Origin of the sequence: Parafrankia sp. EAN1pec, assembly GCF_000018005.1 — a bacterium.
Lineage (GTDB): Bacteria > Actinomycetota > Actinomycetes > Frankiales > Frankiaceae > Parafrankia > Parafrankia soli.
The window spans coordinates 4292541-4306692 of sequence record NC_009921.1; the positions used below are offsets into that span (position 1 = coordinate 4292541).

Genomic DNA, 14152 nt, shown 5'->3' on the forward strand with positions numbered 1-14152 from the left:
GGCACCGCCGGCGCCGGCCGGATCACGGTGTGGACGGCGTCGCGCGGGTGACGATCTCGTCGGCGTGCCGGGCGATCCAGGCCACGAGGGGGGCCAGGCGGGTGACCAGGTCGTCTCCGAGACCGGTGAGGCTGTACTCCACGTGTGGCGGGATGACCAGGAGAGCCTCACGGTGGACGAGCCCGTCCTGCTCGAGGGTGCGCAGCGTCTGGGCGAGCATCTTCTCGCTCACGCCCTCGATGGCTCTGCGCAGCTCCCCCCAGCGCAGGGTCCGCCCGGCCAGCGTGAGCAGGACGAGGATCCCCCACCGGCTCGTGACGTGGTCGAGGACTGTCCGGGTCGGACAGCCGCGGGGAAAGAAGCCGTCCGCGAAGAGGGCCCGCAGCCCGCCGAACTGGTCGCTGACCTCGTGGCCGATCTCGTGGCTGAGCTGGCCGCTGGACAGGCCGCTGACCTGGTTACTAACCATGAAGACAGTACCTTACCTGAAGGTGGGTACTATGCGCAGGAAAGTGTTCGCGAGAGGGTCCTGTTGGGCGCAGACGGCGCTGTTCGACCACACCCACCGCTGGAGGACCCATGTCCATCGTCGTCACCGGAGCCGGCGGTCACCTCGGCCGGCTCGTCGTCGAGAACCTGCTGGCCCGCGGCGTCCCCGCGGGGCGGATCGTGGCGGGCACCCGCAATGTCGACGCACTGTCGGCGCTGGCGGAGCGGGGCGTGGACGTCCGCCGCCTGGACTTCGACGACCCGGCCTCGCTCGCGACGGCGTTCACCGGGGCCGAGAAGGCACTGATCGTGTCGGGGACGGACTTCGGTCGCCGGGTCGAGCAGCACGTGGGCGCGTCCCGGGCGGCGCGCGACGCCGGCGCGTCCCTCGTCGTCTACACCAGCGCGCCGTACGCCGACACCACCGACATGCTGCTGGCCGAGGACCACCGGGGGACCGAGGAGGGCATCCGCGCGCTCGGCGTCCCGTTCACCTTCCTGCGTAACGGCTGGTACTTCGAGAACTACACCGACCAGCTCCCGGTCTACCTCCAGGTGGGCGCGGTCGTGGGCTGCGCCGGCGAGGGCCGCGTCAGCGGGGCCGCCCGGTCGGAGTACGCCGAGGCGGCCGCCGCCGTCCTGACCGGTGAGGGGCACGAGGGCGCCGTGTACGAGCTGGGCGGCGACACGTCCTTCACCCTGCCGGAGCTGGCCGAGCAGATCGCCAAGCACACCGGCCAGCCGATCGTCTACCGCGACGTCACGCAGCCCGAGCTGGAGGCCGTCCTGACCGGCGCGGGTCTGCCCGGGCCCGTCGCGCGCGTCCTCGCCGACGCGGACCGGGCGATCGGCGCGGGACGGCTCCAGATCGACACCGGCGACCTGAGCCGGCTCATCGGCCATCCGACCGTCAACCTGGCGGACGCGGTGGCCGCCGCCGGCGCGCCCGCGGTGCCGTGACCGGCCGGGCAGGCTCGTGGACCGGCGCACCACGAAAGGCGGTCAGGACGGCGCGCGGCTATTCCTCGGCGAGGATTCGCTGCAGATAGTCGGCGAACTCTCCGGGTTGTGTGCTGTCAACGATCATGCGGCCCATGACCTCCGAGTACCGGAGCACGTCGGCTGGCTTGTCCAGGTAGACCGCACCTGTGAGGTACCTGCAGTGGACGACGTCGGAAAGCTCCGGCTCGGCGAAGCGCAGGATACTGAAGGTGCCGCCTTCCGCGGCGTGGCCGCCGAAGGCGAACGGCATCACCTGGATGATGACGTTCGGCTGTTCGGAGACCGCGAGCAGGTGCTTCATCTGGGCGCGGGTGACCCGCGGCCCGCCGACCGGGCGCCGCAGGGCCGCCTCGTCCAGGACGACCCAGAGCGTGGCGGGATCCTCCGGGTGGGTCAGTATCTCCTGCCGGCGTATCCGCAGGCTGATCCGGCGTTCGAGCTCCCCGGGCGGAGCCGCGAACTGGCTGCTGTTCAGGCCGATGGCGGCGCGGGCGTAGTCCTCGGTCTGGAGCAGGTCCGGGATGAACTGGGCCTCGTAGGCCCGGATCTGCGTCGCGGCGGTCTCCAGGCCGAGGTACAGCTCGGACCAGTCCGGCAGGACGGCGGCGAAGGCGCGCCACCAGCCGGGCTGGTTGGCCTCCCGGGCCAGGGCGAGCAACGGGGCGCGCACGGCCTCGTCATCCACCCCGTAGAGGGTGAGCAGATCCTCGATGTCGCGAATTTTGAACGCGACCCGCCCCAGCTCCAGCCGGCTTATCTTCGAGTCAGAGCTCCGGATCGCATACCCGGCCGCCTCGCGGGTGATTTCCCGTTCCTCCCGGAACCGGCGAAGCTGGCCGCCAAGCAGGATCCGCAGCGCGACCGGCCCGCGGTTCCGCTGGTCTACCATCCTGTCCCCCGTAAGTGATCAGCGTCCGAGAATGTCTCCCCTTCTTTGATGGCGCTCACGCCTTGCGCGCGACACCGCAGAACGAGTCCAGCGCAGTGGGGGTGGTGCCCGGGGCGGGTCGCCAGAACGGGGTCGAAATCAGGCCGGGCTCGAGCAGCTCGAGACCGTCGAAATACCGGGCGATCTCCTGGGGCGTCCGATTGTAGTACCCGTGCCCGCCGGACCCCTCGCTGAGGGCGTGGACCTTTCCGTCGGCGACGGTGCCGTCACCGAGCACGAGGTGGCTTCCCGACGGCACGGCATCGAGAAACCGCCGCACGATCGCGTATGCCTCGTCGAGGTCGACCACATTCCCCATGATCCCCATGAGGATGAGCCCGATCGGGCGGCTGAAGTCCAGGGTCTCGGCCGCGCCCGCCAGGATGGTCTCGGGGTCGTTCACGTCGGCGTCGAGGTAGGCGGTGGCCCCTTCGGGGCTGCCCGTCAGCAGGGCGCGGGCGTGCGCCAGCACCAGCGGGTCGTTGTCGACGTACACGACGCGGGACCGCGGGTCGACCGACTGGGCGACCTCATGGGTGTTTCCGGTGACGGGCAGGCCGGTGCCGATGTCGAGGAACTGCCGGATGCCCACGTCGCCGGTCAGGTGGCGGACCGCACGGCCGAGGAAGGCCCGGGAGGCCCGGGCGATCTCGACGATGTCCGGGTACAGCTCGACGTAGCGGTCTCCGTACTCGCTGTCGACCTCGAAGTAGTCCTTGCCGCCCAGCCAGTAGTTCCAGACCCGGGCCGACTGTGGCCTGCTGGTGTCGAACGTGGCTGGCGGGTGGTCGTCGGTGGGGCTGTTCACGGGGCGGCTCCCTGCGCGGTGGTCGCGGGCGTCGGCGGGCGGAATCCACGGTGGTCCCGAACCCTGGTTCGGGACCACCGTGGATTCCTGGTTGGCTGCTTCTCGGCTACTTCAGGGAGATCGACCGGTCGAGGAACTCGTTGGTGACCAGGTCCTTCGGGGCGAGGCCCGGCTTCAGCTTGTCGCCCTTGGCCTCGAAGACCGGGGTGAGGCGGCCGATCAGGGTCTGGACGCGGGCGGTGTCGAAGCTGCCCAGGACGCCGTCACTGCCGTCGGCGATCAGGCCGAGGCTCTTCTGCTGGGCGTTGGCGTTCGCGAGCAGCTCGGGGGAGAGGGTGAACCCGCTGGTGTTCAGCGAGTCGAGGACCTTGAGCAGGAGCTGGTTGGTCGCCTCGGGATCGTTGATGTAGTCACGCTGCGCCTGCTGGAACAGTGGCACGAGCTTGCTGAGGCAGTCGCGGTTGGCCGCGAGCTTGTCCGGCCGGATGGAAAGCTGCGACCGGTAGACCGGGTAGTCCTTGTCGAGGAGCAGATACTTGACGGGCTTGTTCCACGCCTTGACGTCATGCTCGAGCTGGTAGGGCTCATAGGTCACGAACCCCTGCTGCACGATCTTACCGTCGGCCGCGACGAAGCGGTCCGGACTGCCCTGGTAGGAGGTGTCGATCTGCGACTCGTTCAGCAGGCCTTCCCGCTCGAACACCTCGGGGTAGGAGACCTGGCTCGCGGAGACCAGCACCGTCGCGCCTTCCCGGCCGATGTCGGCGACGTTGGTGAAGTTCCAGTCCGGATTTCCCCACAGGAGGACCTGCGGGTTCTTCTCGTACACTGAGAAGACCGCCACCGTCGGTGCCTTGGCCGAGTTCTGGACCGCCTCGTCCGTGCTGATGTCGCCGAGCAGGATGTCGTCGTCCTGGGCGAGGAGCGAGGACGCCGGCTGGAAGCCGACCGCCGGGCCGCCGGCCCGGATCTCAAGCGTCACACCGGTTCCGCCGAGCTGGCCGGTGATGCGGCTGGAGTCCTTGTCGATGGTGGGGTTCGGCCCCAGGAGCTGGAAGAGGAACCCCTGGTCGGCGCCGGGCCACCATGGTTGTTGGACGATGACGGTATCCGGGCAGCTCCCCTTCAGCGGAGTGCTGTACCGGGATGCGCCCACCGCTCCGGTTCCGGTTGGGGCCGGCGCGGCCGACTGGTCGTCCGAGTCGGCGCACGCGGTTAGCCCGCATAGGAGCGCGGCGGCGCACACGCTCGTGGTCACGGAACGGCGACGGAATCCTGAAACTCGCACGGGGAAGGATGTTTCCAGACCCGCGAAATCGCCGCCGTGACGGGACCGACCCACCCGTCGTGGTTTTCGTGGTCAAGATGTTCTGTAGTGCTGGTGTTGTCTGGATGGGATCAGGTGAAATTCGCCGCGTGTTGCCTGTCAGACGTGGGGAACTGGCTTTGACCTGGCCTTTTACCTGCTTCGTTCGTACTTGCCGACCGAGTGGTCAAGGATGGGGCGAATCTCGGATTGATCTGTCGTGACATCAGCGATCGGACGGTGGGGCCGGGACGGCGCTCGCCCGATGGCACGCCGGCCGGACGGCGCGGCCCCGGGCACTACGCGCCGGCCGAATCCTGGTGGGTCCACCACTGCAGTGCCTCCTCGACGGCGAGGGCGTCGGGATGCTCGGGGCCGTGGGTCCGCCGAAGCCGGGCGAACACCTCCGCTGCGGATTCGGGGCCGCCCGGCCGCCTGCTCTCCGGCCGCCGCTGCGCGCCGCCGTCATCGAGAACGGTCCTCGGCCCGCCGGGGCCGGTCGCGGGCCGCGTGCGGACGGTCGACGCCTCCATGCGGACGGTCGTTGACTCGGGGGCATCGGGGGTGCGGCCGACCGGCGGCTCGGCGGCCGGCAGCCCCTCGGCAATGCGGCGGACGACGTCGTCGCGAGATGTAACGGCAGGCCGGCCCGGGCGATCCAGCCGGCGCCGAAGGCCGCGGCGGTGGCACGCGCGAGCGCCAACGCGAAGGCGGTGGCGTCCGACTGACGGGCGGCCGGGTTCTTCTCCAACGCATGCAGCACCACCTCGGCGACCGGGGCGGCCACCCCGTCCATGGGCGGGGCGGGCTCGGTCAGCTGCCGGCGCCACAGAATGTGCAGCGGCAGCTTCGGGTCGAACGGCGGCCGGCCGGTCAGGAGCCGGTAGAGCACGATGCCCAGCGCGTAGAGATCGGTAGCCGGGACCAGCCGGCCGCCCTCGATCTGCTCGGGCGCCATGTAGACCGGCGTGCCGCTTGACGTCGCGGTGCAGCACGTTGCGGGCGTGGGCATGGCTCAGCGCCGCGGACACCGCCAGGCCCACCGCGCACGCCTGCTCCGGCCTCATCCCGGCGCGCTGCCGGGTCAGCGTGCCACCGGCGAGCAGCTCCATCACCACCAGGCACAGGTCGTCGGCCTCGATGTAGTCGATCCGCTCACCCTCGGCCGTCTGCGCCGGCATGACCTTGATCGCCGCTGGTCGACGCATCCGCCGGTGCTCCGCCCTCAGTACCAGCCCGAACGCGCCCGCGCCCAACTGCTCACCGAGGACGTAGTTCGGCACCACCGTGGCCACCCGCGCCCGGTCGACGATCATCAGCAGTCCCGGCGGCCCGGTCGACCTGCTGACCGCCGCATCATCACGGTCTGTGTCACCACGACCTGTGCCATAACGGTCAGTGCCATCACGGTCGGTGCCATCACGATCTGGATCATCACAATGAAACCAGCTTAACGATCGCCCCGGGATCCCGGACCACTACGGATCGCCCCGCTCCGGCGTCTCGGCCCGGTGGCCCCTCCTGCCAATCCCGGCGTATGTCGGCTTCACGCGGCTCCGGTGCCGGTGATGGCGGTCGTTGGTCGTCGTCAGCCTCTGTCGGGTTTCCCGCGCCCGGAGGATCCGGGCTGCCAGGAACGCCGCCGACCTGCGGCGTTGCGGATTCCTGGTGATGGTGGGTGGGAACGAGGGCGCCACCCGGTCCTGATCTGGTCACCGCCGCGAATCCGCCCTAAAATGGGCCCGGCTCGGAAGACCATGTCGGTCGGCACTGTCCGGGCGCACGGCCGGCCGATTGATTGTCCCCAAATTCATCTGTGACAGGCAGCGTAGAAAAAGGGGCTGTGGGTGGGCAACCACGGTACGGGCCGCTCGCCGGGCCCGGTCGTCGTGCTGGAGTACTGCGGGCGGCGGTGGCACGTCGCCCGTGATGAGGAGATCACCGTCGGGCGCAGCAGCGCCTGTGCCATCAAGCTTCCCGACGACACCTACCTGTCGCGGCACATGGCCTCGCTGCGGGTTCTGGACGACTGCGTCCTGGTGTACAACAAGTCGCAGTCGAAGCCGTTCTGCCTGCGCCCGCCCGCCGGCGAGGACAGAATCGTCGAGCCCGGGGCGGCGATGACCTCGCTGCCGTTTCCCAGGTTCGGCATCGTCGCGGCCCGCCGCGGCGGAGCGACCGTCACCGTGCAGGTCGACGCCTCCGCCGTCACCCATGACCGGCAGTCGCTCGGCCATACGACGCTCTCCGAGAGCAGGGCGACCATCAGCCGGCCGGTCCAGCTCAGCCCCGCACAGCTCGACATCATCATCGAGCTGTGCCGGCCACTGCTGACGAAGTCCGGGTCCGACGCCCGGCCGGCCACCTACAAGGAGATCGGCGAGCGGCTGGGCCGCGGCCCGAACTACGTGCGCAACGTCATCTCGGACGTCCGCCGCGAGCTGAGTGACCGCGACGAGCCCGGCCTGGCCGACTGGGAGGACCTGGCCCGCTGGATGATCCTCAACCGCCTGATCACCGAGCGGGACGTCCGGAGGTCCCGGCGACCAGGCGCCGGGGTGTAGCGCTCAACTACCCGGCTGGAAGTCTTTCGCCTAGGTTCTGATCCGGCGGCCGGAGCCGGCTCGCGAGAACAAAAACCTGGAGCTGGGCTGCCGGAGGTCTCACCTATGGTCCTGTTACGCGAGGGGCAGGTAGTCCGGGATACCTACAAGGTCGACCGGCTGCTGGGCGAGGGGGCTTTTGCCGAGGTCTACCGGGTCGAGCACCGCTATCTTGGCCGGCAGGCGATGAAGGTCTTCCGTCAGGTGGGAATGTCCGCGGAACAGGTGCGCGACGCACTCGGTGAGGCTATGTTGCTGTCCGGCATGGGGCACCCCAACGTCATCCGTGTGTTCGAGGCGAACACCGTCGAGACGGCCGGTGGGGTGTATGCGTACTTCACCATGGAATACGTGGCCGGTGGAACCCTGCACAGTTTCTGGTCGTCGTACGGCACCACGTTCGTCCCCATCCCGACCGTGGTGGACATCCTGCGGCAGATAACGCGCGGCCTGGCGGTCGCGCATCGGGAGTCCCCGCCGATCGTCCACCGCGACATCACTCCGCAGAACATTCTGGTCGGCTACAGCGGGGCCGGTCTGCAGGTGCGGATCAGCGATTTTGGTCTCGCCAGGAAGGTCAGTGCTCTGACCCTGCTGGCGAGCTCCCAGGGAACCATCGCCTTCATGGCGCCGGAGACCCTGCTCCACCCGCATCTCGCGTCGGTTCCGGGGGATGTCTGGGCGCTGGGCGCGGTGCTCTACCTGCTGCTGACCGACCGGCTGCCCTACCCGCAGCGCTCAGGCGGCGACCCGATCACCGCCGCCTGGAACACGGGCACGCTCGTACCGCCCAGCGAGATCCGGTACTCCGTGGACGAAGCACTGGACGGAATCGTCGCCCGGGCGCTGTCCTACGCCCCGGCGAAACGCTATCCGTCGGCCGTCGAGATGCTCGCCGACCTGGAGGTGTGGGAGCCAGGTAGGTCCGTGCCGCTGAGCCCGCCTGAACGGGAACCCGGGCCGGCCGGGGAGATCGCCGCGGGCAAGAACGCGCTCGGCCGGTCGTCCCCCGCGGACGAGGCCGCGGCCGTGCGGATGGCCCGCCAGGCGGTCACCGTCGCCACCGGCGGCCAGTACGACCGGGCCGCCGACCTGATGGAGGAGGCCTGCAACAAGTGGCCCGGGCTGCGTGACCAGTACGCGTCACGGATCCGGCTGTGGCGCAAGGGGGTGACGATGTGACGGCCCAGGACAGCGACGCCGACGCCCTGCCACGGGTGTCCGCGCGGATCTACCGGCAGAACGCCTTCCGGGTGACAGGCCTGCCGCTCTCGTCCACCGGACGGGACATCCGGCGGAAGGCCGACATGCTCGCCGTGATCGAGAAGACCGGTGGGCAGATACCGACCTCGGACATCCTGCCGCTGCGGCCGGCTCCGTCCGCCGGGGATGTCCGGGCCGCTCTCGACCGGCTGGGTGACCCGCGTCAGCGGCTGGTCGACGAGTTCTTCTGGTTCTGGCCGGCCGAGTCCGGCGCGGCGTGGGACGAGGGGATCGCAGCCCTGGCCGCGGGCGACCCGGACGCCGCGCTCCGGCACTGGACCGCGGCGGCCGTCTCCGGCACGGGCGCCGCGCCCGGCGACGCGGATACGTCCGGCGACGCGGATACGCCCGGGGAGCCGGCTGCGCCCAGCGAGCCGGTCGCGGCCGGGGACGCCGCGAGCGCGGTTCACAACATCGCGGTGCTCGAGCACCTGCGGGCCCTCGAGGTCGAGATGGGCGCCGAGGGCGAACAGCCCGACTGGGCGTCGGTCTATCGCCGCTGGGGCCACGTCCTGCACGACGACCGGGTCTGGGACAGCCTGGTGGCGCGCATCAGGCGTGCCGCCGACGCCCGGCTCGACGTGGGCCTCGCGCCGAGGATCCGCGCGGCGCTGCCGGGCGCGCTGCTGTCCATCGGTGCCGAGATCGTTGTCGCCGCCATCGGGGACGGAGACGACGACCGGGCCGAACGGCAGTTGACGGCGATGCGGGCCGCCCAGCTCGGGGACGGCGCCCGCGAGGCGCTCGGCACCGCCCTGCGTGCCGCCGGCGAACCCTGGGCCGACCAGGTCGGTGAGCTGTGCGAGGAGGCCGTCCGGCTCGCCACCGACACCCGGGCGGCGGGCCTGGACCAGGCCGCGCACATCCTCGACCACTCCGCGGGGCCGCTGGCGCGGCTTGACCGGATGCTGGCGCCCGACGATTCGACGCGGGTGCGCACGCACGACAAGGTCGCCCTCGACGCGCTGCGCTGCCTGCTCCTCTTCGACCAGGCCCGGGACACCTCGGACGCCTCCGCGGCCCGCGACCACCTGCGGATGATCGAGGTGATCACCCGGGCCGAGCGGGCGGCGGCGTCCGAGGCCGTCCGCGGCCGGCTGGCCGAGAACCGGGAAATTCTCGACAAGGCCTCCGTACGCCTGACCTGCTGGATCTGTCATGAGAAGCCGGCCGACCCCGGTGCGGCGATCACGAGATGGATGCACGGCGACGTGGTCCGGACTGTGCGCGAGCTGCGTTGGAACAAGGTGGAGGTCACCGTGCCGCGTTGCCGGTCCTGCCAGCGTGGTGAGAGGGACCGGGGCTGGCTGGCCGCGCTGCGGTGCGCGCTGTACTTCGTGGTCGCGATCAGCCTGCCCACCATGCTGTTCACCAGCGCCGGCGGCGGATACATCTTCCTGGCCGTGCTGGTCGCGTTCTTCGCGCTCATCGTGGATCTGAATGTCGTCGTCGGTTCCGCCGGGCGAAGACAACGAGAACACATCGACTTGTTCCCACCGATCGTGGAACTACGCGAAAAGGGATGGCGGAACGGGGAACGGCCGCTGGGAGTCGGCGGTGCTTGAGATCCCGCGCCAGTGGCGCCATCCCCGTGAGTTCCGCATTGCCCGGCCCGCGACGCCCGAGGAATGGGCCGCGGCGCTGCTGCGAGCCGTCGCGAAATCCGAGCCCGTCCCGGCGCCCGACGATCAGCCGGTGAACCCGGCTCCGGCGGGGACGCTGGCCCAGCCGGCGGTGGCCGAGCTCGCGACCGGGCTGTGGCGACTGCGCCGCCGCCTTTCCGGCCCGGCGACGAGCCCCGGTGCGCGCGACGGCGGCGGGGCGGCGGATCTCCGCCGGGCGCGGCGCCAGTTCGAATCGCTCTGGAGCACCCTCGCCGCGGCCGGCGTCGAGATCCAGGAGCACGACCACACCCGGTACGACTCCGGTCTCGATCTGCAGGTCCTGGAGTTCCAGCAGACCGAGGGCCTGACCGACGAGACCGTCCTGGAGACCCTGCGGCCGAGCGTCTACCTGCACGGACTGCGCGTCCAGACCGGCGAGGTCGTCGTCGGCGTCCCCGTGACCCGGGACGAGGACGGCTGACCCGACCCGCATCCGCCCGGCCCGCTCGTGGGCCCCTGACACCGGCACCGCGCGACCCGCCCCACCGGGCAGCAGGAGGAACGATGGCGCGATCGACGATGGACTTCGGTATCGACCTTGGCACCACCAACAGCGCGATCGCGGTCCTGGACGGCACCGAGGCCCGCATCGTCAAGAACGCGTTCCAGCACGACACGACCCCGTCCGCGGTCTACGCCGACCGTAACGGTCGGATCCACGTCGGTGAACGCGCCCGGGAACGGGTCGAATCCGATCCGGCGAACGCCGCCGCCGAGTTCAAGCTCAAGATGGGGCTACGTGACCAGGCGACGACATTCGCCAACAGTGGCCTTTCGATGAGCCCGGAGGAACTGTCCGCGCACGTGTTGCGGGCGCTCAGGGCGAACGTCAACAGGCAGCTCGGGGAGGATATCCGCGCCGCGGTCATCACCGTCCCGGCCGCTTTCGAGCTGAACCAGACCGACGCCACCCGGCGGGCCGCCGAGGCCGCCGGCCTCGGACTGTCTCCGCTGCTCCAGGAACCGACCGCAGCCGCCCTCGCCTACAGCTTCCAGCGCGACGAGGACAACATCTACCGGCTGGTCTTCGACCTGGGCGGCGGAACCTTCGACGCCTCGGTCGTGCACATCCGGGACGGCGAGTTCGACATCGTCAACCACCGCGGTGACAACTTCCTCGGCGGGAAGCTCATCGACTGGGCGATCGTCGAGGAGCTGCTGATGCCCGCGCTGCTCCGGCAGTACTCCCTGCCCGGCTTCGGGCGGGGCGAGCCCACCTGGGCGCAGGCGATCGCGAAGCTGAAGGCCGCCGCCGAGAACGCCAAGATCGAGCTGTCCTCCGCTGGCTCGGCGCTCATCGACATCAGCGACCCCCCGTTGTGCACCGACTCCCGGGGCAACCCGGTGGAGTTCGTCCACGAGCTGTTCGCCGCGGACGTCGACAAGCTGACCGAGCCCTTCGTCGCCCGCGCGATCAACATCTGCCAGGCCGCGCTCCGGGAGAGCCAGCTCGCGCCGGAGAAGATCGACCGGGTACTGCTCGTCGGCGGGCCCACCCTCATGCCCCATCTGCGGCGACGGCTGCGCGAGGGCCTCGGCATCGAGCTGGACGTCAGCCAGGACCCGATGACCGTCGTGGCCCGCGGCGCGGCGATCTTCGCCGGGACTCAGCGGCTGCCGGCGGAACCGGTGCGCGCCGACGTCTCCTACACCGTGGACCTCGAGTACAAGCCGATCGGCGCCGACCCGGAGCCGGTGGTCGGCGGGGTGGTGCAGGGCCCGGCGGACCGGAACCTGGAGGGGTTCACCGTCGAGTTCGTCAACGGGCAGGCCCGCCCGCCGTGGCGCAGCGGGCAGATCATCCTGCCGGCGGCCGGCTCGTTCATCACCACGCTGCGGGCCGAGCCCGGGCTGCGCAACACCTACGAGATCGTCCTGGAGGACCCGACGGGCACCCGCGAGCGGATCCAGCCCGCGGAGCTGACCTACACCCTCGGCGTGGTCGCCCCCGCCGCCACCCTCACCCACTCGATCGGGGTGGCGCTGGCCGGCAACGAGGTCGCCTGGCTGCTGAAGAAGGGCACCCGGATTCCCGCCAGGGCCCGCGAGATCCTGCGCAGCACCGTGCGGCTCACCCGCGGCCAGTCCGGCGGCCTGCTGCGGATCCCGATCCTGGAGGGGGAGCACCCCCGGGCCGACCGCAACCGGCAGGTCGGCGCGTTGGAGATCCTCGCCGACCAGGTGGCCCGGGACATCCCGAAGAACAGCGAGATCGAGGTGGAGATCCAGATCGACGCCTCCCGGCTGGTCACCACCAAGGCCTACGTACCGATTCTCGACGAGGAGTTCGAGGCGTTCCACGACCTGACCACCGAGACCGCCGCCGACCCGGTCAAGCTGCGCCGGGACCTGACAGCCGAGCAGGAGCGGTACGACGCCCTGCGCGCCGACGCGGAGCGGACGTCCGACCCGGCCGCGCTCGCCCTGCTCGGCGAGCTGGAGGACGAGCGGGCGCTCGGCCAGCTCGAGAACGACGTGTCCTCCACCGAACACGGGGACGCGGACGCGGCGGGCACCGCCGGCAAGCGGATGCTCGACCTGCGGGCCAAGCTCGACGCCGTCGAGGAGGCACTGGAGTGGCCCTCGCTGGTCGAGTGGGCGAACCGGGTGCTGCGCGACGCGCCGGGCATCATCGACGAGTACGGCGACGCCCAGGACCGGCGTCGGTACGAGGTCCTCGCCGCCGACGTCCGCCGGGCACTGGCCGGTCGCGACGCCGCGCACCTGCGAACCCTCGTCGACGAGCTGACCGGTCACCTGGCGATGGTGGTCGACCGCAAGACGGGCGCCGTCGTGATGGCCCACTTCTCCCAGCTCGTCGAACAACGGCCCGAGCTGCGCGACCAGGCTCTGGCCGCCCGCCTGATCGCGGAGGGCCGGCGCGCGGTCGACAGCAACGACATCGAGCGGCTGCGCACGGTGAACCGACAGCTGTTCGACCTGCTTCCGTCCGAGGGCACACCAGAGCGGCAGGAGGGGAGCAGTGTCCGGCGATCCCTGTGACGTCGGCACCCGCCACCGCCGGGCCGGAATCGGCCCCCTGGGCCGCACCGGGCCGCCGGAGCTGACCGAGCTGGCCGAGCCGGTGACCGAGCCCGGCCCGCCGCCGGCCGCGGTGGGGCCCGGTGACACCGCCCGGGCCGTGCTCGTCGGCGAGGTCGTCCGCGGGCAGGCCGCCGTGCTGGCCCGCTCCGGCCGGTACGAGGACGCCGCGCGCCTGCTCGCGGAGCTGGCCGCCGGGCGCGACCACACTGCCGCGGAGCACGACCTGCTCGCCCGGATCCGGGCGCAGCAGGGCCGGTTCGACGACGCCGAGCGGCACTGGCGGGCCGCACTGGCCCTGGACGGCAACCTGGCGGGTGCGGCGGCGGGTCTGCGCCGATTGGAACGGCTGCGCACCCGCGGCGGCGGCCTCGCCCGGGGCGGCGCGGCCGGCGCCCTTCTCGTCGCGCTCGCCTTCGGTGGCGGCTGGTGGCTCGGCCACGACCGCGCCGAGCCGGCGGCGTCGACCACCACCGCACCAGCCCCCGCGGCCTCCGTGCCGGCGCCCGCAGCCCCCGCTCCGGCTCCGGCCAGGCCGGGGGATCTGACGGCGGACCTGGCCGCGCGCCTCGCCGGCCCGGCCGTCACGATCACCAGGGCCGGCGGGCAGGCGGTCGTGGTCTTCCACAACGCGCTGTTCGCCACGCACGACACCCCAACCCCCGAAGGCCGCGCGGCGCTCACCGCGCTGGGCGCCCGGCTTGCGGCTGCGCCCGGGGTCGCCGTCGAGGTCGTAGGCCACAGCGACAATCTCCCGGTCCGCCCGGGCGGACCCTTCCCCGACAACACCGCGCTGAGCCTGGCCCGCGCCGCGTCCGCCGCGGAGATCCTGCGCGCGGCCGGCCTCCCGGCCGCGGCCCTCACGATCTCCGCGGCCGGCGACGCCCTCGCCCCCTACGCCGGCGATCCCACCGGCGATCCCACCGGAGACGCCGCCGGCGATCTCCGAAACCGAACGGTGACCCTCCGCGTGGCGCCGCCCGCCTGACGTGACGGCGACCAGGAGCCCGCCCGGCAATCGAGAGGCCCACCCGGCCATCGATCGAA

Annotated in this window: 12 protein-coding genes; 7 read left to right on the top strand and 5 right to left on the bottom strand. The window is 71.3% G+C overall.

All coding sequences use genetic code 11. The features are described from left to right. Positions 1-22: 22 nt before the first annotated feature. Complete coding sequence (locus FRANEAN1_RS17510; RefSeq protein ID WP_020461156.1) at positions 23-469, bottom strand: helix-turn-helix domain-containing protein; 447 nt, start codon at positions 467-469, stop codon at positions 23-25. A gap of 110 nt (positions 470-579) precedes the next feature. Here FRANEAN1_RS17510 and FRANEAN1_RS17515 point away from each other — a divergent pair, with 110 nt between their 5' ends. Further along, entirely contained in the window at positions 580-1449 is an 870-nt protein-coding gene (locus tag FRANEAN1_RS17515; RefSeq protein WP_020461157.1) for an SDR family oxidoreductase, read from the top strand. A gap of 58 nt (positions 1450-1507) precedes the next feature. Here FRANEAN1_RS17515 and FRANEAN1_RS17520 read toward each other — a convergent pair whose 3' ends face one another. The 4 genes from FRANEAN1_RS17520 to FRANEAN1_RS39095 all read right to left on the bottom strand — a co-directional run bounded on the left by FRANEAN1_RS17520 (position 1508) and on the right by FRANEAN1_RS39095 (position 5545). Beyond that, the gene (locus FRANEAN1_RS17520; protein WP_020461158.1) at positions 1508-2380 is read right to left on the bottom strand and encodes a helix-turn-helix transcriptional regulator; all 873 of its coding nucleotides are present in this window, start codon (positions 2378-2380) and stop codon (positions 1508-1510) included. A gap of 55 nt (positions 2381-2435) precedes the next feature. Continuing rightward, complete coding sequence (locus FRANEAN1_RS17525) at positions 2436-3227, bottom strand: SAM-dependent methyltransferase (RefSeq protein WP_020461159.1); 792 nt, start codon at positions 3225-3227, stop codon at positions 2436-2438. 106 nt (positions 3228-3333) lie between these two features. Beyond that, a complete protein-coding gene (locus FRANEAN1_RS17530; protein WP_347177180.1) occupies positions 3334-4383 on the bottom strand; it encodes a hypothetical protein in 1050 nt (349 codons plus the stop codon). A gap of 376 nt (positions 4384-4759) precedes the next feature. After that, positions 4760-5545 (bottom strand): hypothetical protein, encoded by a 786-nt coding sequence (locus tag FRANEAN1_RS39095; protein ID WP_347177181.1) that lies wholly within the window; start codon positions 5543-5545, stop codon positions 4760-4762. Between the two features lie 835 nt (positions 5546-6380). Here FRANEAN1_RS39095 and FRANEAN1_RS17550 point away from each other — a divergent pair. The 6 genes from FRANEAN1_RS17550 to FRANEAN1_RS17575 all read left to right on the top strand — a co-directional run bounded on the left by FRANEAN1_RS17550 (position 6381) and on the right by FRANEAN1_RS17575 (position 14093). Beyond that, complete coding sequence (locus FRANEAN1_RS17550) at positions 6381-7097, top strand: hypothetical protein (RefSeq protein ID WP_020461163.1); 717 nt, start codon at positions 6381-6383, stop codon at positions 7095-7097. 105 nt (positions 7098-7202) lie between these two features. Next, the gene (locus FRANEAN1_RS17555) at positions 7203-8318 is read left to right on the top strand and encodes a serine/threonine-protein kinase (RefSeq protein WP_020461164.1); all 1116 of its coding nucleotides are present in this window, start codon (positions 7203-7205) and stop codon (positions 8316-8318) included. Further along, the gene (locus tag FRANEAN1_RS17560) at positions 8315-9964 is read left to right on the top strand and encodes a hypothetical protein (protein ID WP_020461165.1); all 1650 of its coding nucleotides are present in this window, start codon (positions 8315-8317) and stop codon (positions 9962-9964) included. Before FRANEAN1_RS17555 ends, FRANEAN1_RS17560 begins: the two co-directional genes overlap by 4 nt. Next, positions 9957-10484 (top strand): hypothetical protein, encoded by a 528-nt coding sequence (locus FRANEAN1_RS17565; protein ID WP_020461166.1) that lies wholly within the window; start codon positions 9957-9959, stop codon positions 10482-10484. Before FRANEAN1_RS17560 ends, FRANEAN1_RS17565 begins: the two co-directional genes overlap by 8 nt. Positions 10485-10567: 83 nt before the next feature. Next, entirely contained in the window at positions 10568-13066 is a 2499-nt protein-coding gene (locus FRANEAN1_RS17570) for an Hsp70 family protein (protein WP_020461167.1), read from the top strand. Then, positions 13047-14093, top strand: a complete 1047-nt coding sequence (locus tag FRANEAN1_RS17575) for an OmpA family protein (protein ID WP_020461168.1) — start codon at positions 13047-13049, stop codon at positions 14091-14093. Before FRANEAN1_RS17570 ends, FRANEAN1_RS17575 begins: the two co-directional genes overlap by 20 nt. Positions 14094-14152: the final 59 nt, after the last annotated feature.

Excerpts from the sequence above, each read along its gene's own strand:
- FRANEAN1_RS17510 (WP_020461156.1), bottom strand. The coding sequence starts at position 469 with ATGGTTAGTAACCAGGTCAGCGGCCTGTCCAGCGGCCAGCTCAGCCAC.
- FRANEAN1_RS17515 (WP_020461157.1), top strand. The coding sequence starts at position 580 with ATGTCCATCGTCGTCACCGGAGCCGGCGGTCACCTCGGCCGGCTCGTC.
- FRANEAN1_RS39095 (WP_347177181.1), bottom strand. The coding sequence starts at position 5,545 with ATGCCCACGCCCGCAACGTGCTGCACCGCGACGTCAAGCGGCACGCCG.
- FRANEAN1_RS17570 (WP_020461167.1), top strand. The coding sequence starts at position 10,568 with ATGGCGCGATCGACGATGGACTTCGGTATCGACCTTGGCACCACCAAC.
- FRANEAN1_RS17555 (WP_020461164.1), top strand. The coding sequence starts at position 7,203 with ATGGTCCTGTTACGCGAGGGGCAGGTAGTCCGGGATACCTACAAGGTC.
- FRANEAN1_RS17520 (WP_020461158.1), bottom strand. The coding sequence starts at position 2,380 with ATGGTAGACCAGCGGAACCGCGGGCCGGTCGCGCTGCGGATCCTGCTT.